Here is a 5,884-nt window from a genome sequence, read left to right as displayed (position 1 = left end):
TTGTCTGCATCTTCACGTCGTTGATATTGGTGGCACAGTGCTAAATAATCAGGAATAGCATCTTTGTGTGCGATGTGCAGTTCAGAGAAAAGGTACGTAACAATACAGGGTACAAGAGTATCTTGATTCTCTGGAGCTGATAGCATGTCAGTCGTCAAAATAACATCTAAAAGCTGTTTTCTTGCTGTTATAGTGCCCAAATTAGGTAATTCCACGTAAATAGGAAATAAAACGTTTGTTTCCCAAATGGCTTCTAATAGGTAAGTATCTAATGAATGATTGTTAATACTAAAGTAATCTGAAAAATGTTTTTTTAAGGTATTTAGGCAATCGTCAGGAGAAACTAATAGCTGTTGCATGAGTTGTTTGGCACGATTTTCACCAAAAACGGTATAATGCCATAACCATGTAATCGAAGTTACATTATATCCACGCTTATTTGCTCCATTTTTATTATTTCGCCACGAAAGATAACTCTCAATAGCTTCACACAAAACCATTGTTCTTAATCGATTTAGAGAGGGTATCTCATTCGCTTTTTCAAAGAAAAGTAGGGAGGAAACTTTCGTTTGTTTTCCTTTTTCTTGCTGTAATGAGATTTCTTTTATTCCTGACTCAAGAGTACCTGTTTGTTCTTGAAGATTGTCATTTTCGTGCTTTAACGCTTCTTTCTTTATTTTGGCTTCCTTTTTCAGCCAAGCTTCTTCTGGATTTTGGGCTTCTTCAATTTTAAACTGTTCTTGTTCTTCAATAGTTTTGTACAAACTAACCGGTACATCCTCAAATGCCTGTGGGTACTCTACGGGTATTAACATGTTCGGTGTTAAATAGTGTTTAAATTCAGTTTTATAAAGAGAGGTAGGTGTAAAATCAGACCACAACAAACCAATTTGATATTCTTGCCCAGGATGAAAAATATGGTCGTTGAGAATTTTGATTTCGTTAAAACTAAATGTCAATGTAGGATGATTTTTTCCCCAAACCATTAGTGCAGTCCATATATATCGCATTTGAACAGCATTGAGACCCCGTATTATTAGGGGTTTCTCGCGAGTAGGAGATGTTGACATTTGATTAAGGAAATTATTAACCACTGCCATACTATATTTTACGCGAGCAGATGGCTCTACGGGAAAGAAATTTATTTTCATAATCTATTTTCCTCATTTTTTGAAAACAAATGGCCAATAAGCTTATTTGTTGACTAATTCGTCTGGACTTGATTGTTTATTTCTAATGTATGTTTAAAAATTAAATCATTGACTGAAATGGTCTTATTTATAACCACAATTGTACTTGCGCTAATTTTTGAGATGCGGGTGCTTTGGCGTTGGGGATGCCAATTAAGGGTATAGACATGATATTCCTTTTAAGGTTTTTTTACTTGATACATAGTTTCCTAAGAGCAAGCGAATAAGACTTAAGCGACCAAATAAAATCAAGACTGTTTTATTTAAAAACATTCACCAGGCACTGTGGCTTTGTCGCAAAAAATAAGGGCTGGTTTACAATCGGTGCCATCAATACCAAGGGTGGTACTAATATGATTAGTTTCAAATGGCGTCATTTTAAGCAGGATATTATCTTAATGCTGGTCAGATGGTATCTGGCATATTCCATGAGTTATCGTGATATTGAAGAGTTAGCTTTGGAGCGTGGTCTAAAAGTAGATCACTCCACCGTTAATCGCTGGGTTATAGACTTTTTCCAATCAATTGGAAGAAACATTTCGTAAGTTTGCTATTTATTTGAAATTTTACCTAGGTTGAGTTATTATATATGATAACAATAATAAAAAAAAACTATGAATTGGAAAGTAGAATTTTATAACGAGTCAGTTGAGGAGGCTATACTAGATATGCCTCCTAAGATTCAAGCTAGGATGCTTAAATTACTGGAATTAATTGAAGTGCATGGAGCCAATTTAGGTTCCCCACATACAGAACCGATGGGAGAGGGTCTTTTTGAAATTAGAGCTAAAGCTCAAGAAGGGATAGGGCGCTCTCTTTATTGTTATATGAAAGGACGCCATATTATTGTATTACATGCTTTTGTTAAAAAGAGTAATAAAACCCCTAAATCAGAGCTTGATTTAGCAAAAAAGAGAAAAGCGGAGGTTGAAAATGAGTCTTCAAAATCTAAAGGATAAGGCATTTAAAAATCCTGAAGTAAAAGCGGAGTATGATTTATTAGAATCAGAGTTTGCTTTAATAGATACTTTACTTTCTATGCGTCAAAAATCTGGGTTGACTCAAGATGAAGTTGCCAAAAGAATGGGGACTCAAAAAGGGAATATTTCAAGATTGGAAAAGGGTAGCAGTAACCCAAGCTGGAAAACCATACAAAATTATGCGCATGCATGTGGATTTGAAATTTCTATGAAAATTAAAACGATGTCTCCACATCGGTTCTGTCGCAAAAATAATTTTAGATGACGAACGGGGTTATTTTGGGCGAGTTTACGCCGCCAGTCCATAGAACTGTTCAAAAATAGTTGGATTGGCCGATTGGGTATGCTGGTTTTTCCTGAGCATGTGGTGTAGTTCAATACCAGATAAGGTGGCTTCTGCAGAATGAAATGATTTAAATCCCTTCATTGGCTGGGTAATTTTTTTAATGAATCGATGGTCTTGCTCCACAATATTATTGAGGTATTTAATTTGTCTCACAGTGATCTGGACGAACAATCCACCCAACAGGAACAGAAGCGTCAAGTGTAAATTAATCGTATCAATTCCCGCTTTATTAGCACCACTTTTATCCATAGTTACTTTATCGGGTAAGCCGTTAGCACCAATCGCCTTCTCTAAAAATGCTCGTGAAGCAGGTTCATCGCGTTTCTCTGAAAGCAGGAAATCAACTGTTTTACCTTCTTTATCAACGGCTCGATACAAGTAAACCCATTGGCCTTTCACCTTGATATAAGTCTCATCCATCCTCCATGAAATCCCAACAGGGCGTTTGTGGCGCTTACGAAATGTTTCTTCCAATTGATGGGAAAAGTCTATAACCCAGCGATTAACGGTGGAGTGGTCTACTTTTAGACCACGCTCCAAAGCTAACTCTTCAATATTACGATAACTCATGGAATATGCCAGATACCATCTGACCAGCATTAAGATAATATCCTGCTTAAAATGACGCCATTTGAAACTAATCATATTAGTACCACCCTTGGTATTGATGGCACCGATTGTAAACCAGCCCTTATTTTTTTGCGACAAAGCCCATATTAAGGCGCGTTGACAACATGTTATAAAAATTATTTTTTGTAACCAACGAAATTTTGTACATATTTTATTGTTGTAGAGGTCGGATCATTTCTGCCGATGTGCTAGCCAAATGCGGATTTTAGAGCTTCACTTTTCACTTATTTGAATTCGCCCAGCTATAAACTTTGACATGAATACCTGGAAAACTTAAGGGAGTTCCATTAGGTCAGACCCTGATGTTTGAATTTAAAGTTTCTTCAGGAAACTTTAGCAACAATTCAGGATTCAAGACCCTCCTCTCGTAGATTTTACAGGCATTCGCGTCAGATTAAGTTAAAACAAGCTTGCCTCCGTAAAGAAGGTGTTAACCTAACTAGCTCCAATATCTATTTTTTTCGCCAAATGTATCACTTTTTCTCTAAATCCATTTGAAAAATCTTTATTAATGCAGCTAAGCGTATACATATTCAAATCTTCAAACCAGACTACTTTATAATCGAATCCTTCGTTTTCCTTACCGGTAACTTCGACATAAGTGTATTTACCATTCACATCCCTTCGTTCATTTTCTTTAGACAGCGAATAAGCCCCTTTACTTGCCTTCAAATCGAAATGTGAAAATTGGCAGATACCAGAATCTTTTGATTTGAAAATTTCAGTGAGTCCAGTCCATCCAGTATCTTCATTAAATGTACCTACAGGCGCATAACCGAGCGTGACTGATTTAGCATCTAAAGGAACCGTTTTCAGCGAAGAATGGGTCACAATATTTGTTAAATCCTTCCTAAGGTGCGTACTTTTAATATGCCCTTGAGATTCATATTTGAGGCGCTTTTCGATTCCACTTAAATATTCATATTTAAGACTTGTTCTTTCAATATATCCTTTTTCTTTTATTTCATTAAATTGGGCTGAAAGTAATTTTTTATCAATTTTGGGTCTTGCTTCTTCCGGTATATTCACAGAAGACATGTCTAATGATGCAAAACAAACTTGAGATAATAAATAGACAATACCTGTTGAAAGTAATTTAGTTTTCATGAGTTATTCCATTTTATTTAAATTATAAGAAATGAATTAAAAATTCCACCATCCATCATAAATACTGCAGTTATCTACACCCGTGGTGGCTCGTAAAATTTCATTTCCACCGATATATTCCCAATGCCATCCTTGCACTAGATAATACCCAGCAGGTGTTGTTCCTTCACCCCAATGCACCGCAGCGGAACGTCGAGTTGTAGCCCAGAAATCTTCTGTGCGATGTTGCTCGTATTGTCCCATACGATTCATATAGTCTGCGGTATGGAATGAAACAACAGCGAGTCGGTGAAATTCCGAATGATCCCATGTGATGGATTCATTATTTGCACAGTTGGCACGACTATGATCGGAAATTCCATTCCATGCCGAATTGGCATTAATAGCAATAGCCATTAAGACACAAACTACTATATTATGTTTAATTCTCATAGATTACTCCAATTGATTTAACTCCTGTCGTTAATCTATCCGTAATATTCTCCTATGAATTTATATATTTGAACACTATAAATTCAGTTCGTATTATGCAAAAAAAATGAACCATAATCATCAAAAAGATTATTTTTAATTTAAAATAACTACACCAAAGTGTTAATTGATGTGGCAATACCTAATTACGATTTAAGGGACAGTTAATGAGCAACTAACTGAAATGTCTATCAACTTATAAAGCTCAATGTAATATTCAGTGCCGAGCAATTGTAATCATGTCGTATATTTTGAAACATCCTATTATGTAATTAATCAATAAGCTTGCTTTAAGTATTTATTGCAGTACACTTCCTCCCCCTAATTGTTGGGAGGAGCTGGGGATGCGTGTTTTACTCTATAGCCTATTGTGTCTAAGTCAATTGGTATGGGCTGAGTCCCCCAGTTCGTTTGCTCTGTCTAAAAAAATAGTACAGCAATTATTTCAGAATCATCCGCAAACGATTTATTGTGGTTGTACATATCAAGATAAAACCGTGAATCTGGATTCGTGTGGTATGAGGGAGGCCAAGAAAAAAAAGCGGGCGAATCGCATCGAAATAGAACACATATTAAGGTGCTTTGGCAACATGTTATAAAAGGTATTTCTCACTCTTTTTTAGCTATTTCTCTTTTTTAGGGTAAAAAACGTCACACCTGTTCTCTATTTTCCATGCCGAGTAATTAATGCGCATTAATCCCCCATAGCAAGATGATCTATAATTAATCATTAGATGGAGAGATAATTATGGCCAGGAACATTGCGTATAAGGGATTTAGGATAAATTCAGTACCCTCCAAACTACAAAGAGGCGATTTTTCATCCTCGGAAGAATTAAAACCATAATCTCGGAATAGGATAAATAAAATGGAATCGGGACCTTTTCAAAAAAATAGAATGAGTCTGGAGTTTCGCAATATGATTTGGAATGAAATTTATAGTGTCTTGCAAGAAAATCTTAAATATAGTGGAGGCGGATATGATTATCCAAAATGGTCCCCAAAGATTAAACCGTGGGTCAAAGACATTTGGAGCAAACAGTTTAAACAACAGCTGGATACCATTGAAAGCGACCCTAAAGAATATATACCCATCGCCATTGAAAGTACTGGAAATTTTTTCTGAAATGAATTAAAAGTATCGGCATTATGAGATTTCA

Annotated in this window: 8 protein-coding genes; 4 read left to right on the top strand and 4 right to left on the bottom strand. The window is 35.9% G+C overall.

Annotated features, from left to right (window positions below; all coding sequences use genetic code 11):
• Nucleotides 1-1,151: hypothetical protein (locus ACQY7T_RS03160; RefSeq protein WP_428411266.1), on the bottom strand; the 1,151-nt coding region annotated here is incomplete at its 3' end.
• A 653-nt stretch (nucleotides 1,152-1,804) separates the two neighbouring features.
• Between ACQY7T_RS03160 and ACQY7T_RS03155 the strand changes: the two genes are divergently transcribed.
• Entirely contained in the window at nucleotides 1,805-2,149 is a 345-nt protein-coding gene (locus ACQY7T_RS03155) for a type II toxin-antitoxin system RelE/ParE family toxin (RefSeq protein WP_428411265.1), read from the top strand.
• Nucleotides 2,124-2,435, top strand: a complete 312-nt coding sequence (locus ACQY7T_RS03150; RefSeq protein WP_428411264.1) for a helix-turn-helix domain-containing protein — start codon at nucleotides 2,124-2,126, stop codon at nucleotides 2,433-2,435. Before ACQY7T_RS03155 ends, ACQY7T_RS03150 begins: the two co-directional genes overlap by 26 nt.
• A 24-nt stretch (nucleotides 2,436-2,459) precedes the next feature.
• Here the strand turns inward: ACQY7T_RS03150 and ACQY7T_RS03145 are convergent, their stop codons facing one another.
• From ACQY7T_RS03145 to ACQY7T_RS03135, 3 genes are all read right to left on the bottom strand, one after another.
• Complete coding sequence (locus tag ACQY7T_RS03145) at nucleotides 2,460-3,161, bottom strand: IS6 family transposase (protein ID WP_428411263.1); 702 nt, start codon at nucleotides 3,159-3,161, stop codon at nucleotides 2,460-2,462.
• 420 nt (nucleotides 3,162-3,581) lie between these two features.
• The gene (locus ACQY7T_RS03140) at nucleotides 3,582-4,253 is read right to left on the bottom strand and encodes a hypothetical protein (protein WP_428411262.1); all 672 of its coding nucleotides are present in this window, start codon (nucleotides 4,251-4,253) and stop codon (nucleotides 3,582-3,584) included.
• Nucleotides 4,254-4,289: 36 nt separating this feature from the next.
• Complete coding sequence (locus ACQY7T_RS03135) at nucleotides 4,290-4,685, bottom strand: hypothetical protein (RefSeq protein ID WP_428411261.1); 396 nt, start codon at nucleotides 4,683-4,685, stop codon at nucleotides 4,290-4,292.
• 383 nt (nucleotides 4,686-5,068) lie between these two features.
• Between ACQY7T_RS03135 and ACQY7T_RS03130 the strand changes: the two genes are divergently transcribed.
• Both ACQY7T_RS03130 and ACQY7T_RS03125 read left to right on the top strand, forming a co-directional pair.
• On the top strand, nucleotides 5,069-5,323 hold the full coding sequence (locus ACQY7T_RS03130) for a hypothetical protein (protein WP_428411260.1): 255 nt from the start codon (nucleotides 5,069-5,071) through the stop codon (nucleotides 5,321-5,323).
• A gap of 269 nt (nucleotides 5,324-5,592) precedes the next feature.
• The gene (locus ACQY7T_RS03125; RefSeq protein WP_428411259.1) at nucleotides 5,593-5,850 is read left to right on the top strand and encodes a hypothetical protein; all 258 of its coding nucleotides are present in this window, start codon (nucleotides 5,593-5,595) and stop codon (nucleotides 5,848-5,850) included.
• Nucleotides 5,851-5,884: the final 34 nt, after the last annotated feature.

It is taken from the genome of Legionella sp., assembly GCF_965140895.1.
In the GTDB taxonomy this organism is placed as follows: domain Bacteria; phylum Pseudomonadota; class Gammaproteobacteria; order Legionellales; family Legionellaceae; genus Legionella.
The sequence above is the reverse complement of the archived record's forward strand: the minus strand, read 5'-3'. Positions and strand labels throughout refer to the sequence as shown.

Excerpts from the sequence above, each read along its gene's own strand:
- ACQY7T_RS03130 (WP_428411260.1), top strand. The coding sequence starts at position 5,069 with ATGCGTGTTTTACTCTATAGCCTATTGTGTCTAAGTCAATTGGTATGG.
- ACQY7T_RS03150 (WP_428411264.1), top strand. The coding sequence starts at position 2,124 with ATGAGTCTTCAAAATCTAAAGGATAAGGCATTTAAAAATCCTGAAGTA.
- ACQY7T_RS03145 (WP_428411263.1), bottom strand. The coding sequence starts at position 3,161 with ATGATTAGTTTCAAATGGCGTCATTTTAAGCAGGATATTATCTTAATG.
- ACQY7T_RS03155 (WP_428411265.1), top strand. The coding sequence starts at position 1,805 with ATGAATTGGAAAGTAGAATTTTATAACGAGTCAGTTGAGGAGGCTATA.
- ACQY7T_RS03135 (WP_428411261.1), bottom strand. The coding sequence starts at position 4,685 with ATGAGAATTAAACATAATATAGTAGTTTGTGTCTTAATGGCTATTGCT.
- ACQY7T_RS03140 (WP_428411262.1), bottom strand. The coding sequence starts at position 4,253 with ATGAAAACTAAATTACTTTCAACAGGTATTGTCTATTTATTATCTCAA.
- ACQY7T_RS03125 (WP_428411259.1), top strand. The coding sequence starts at position 5,593 with ATGGAATCGGGACCTTTTCAAAAAAATAGAATGAGTCTGGAGTTTCGC.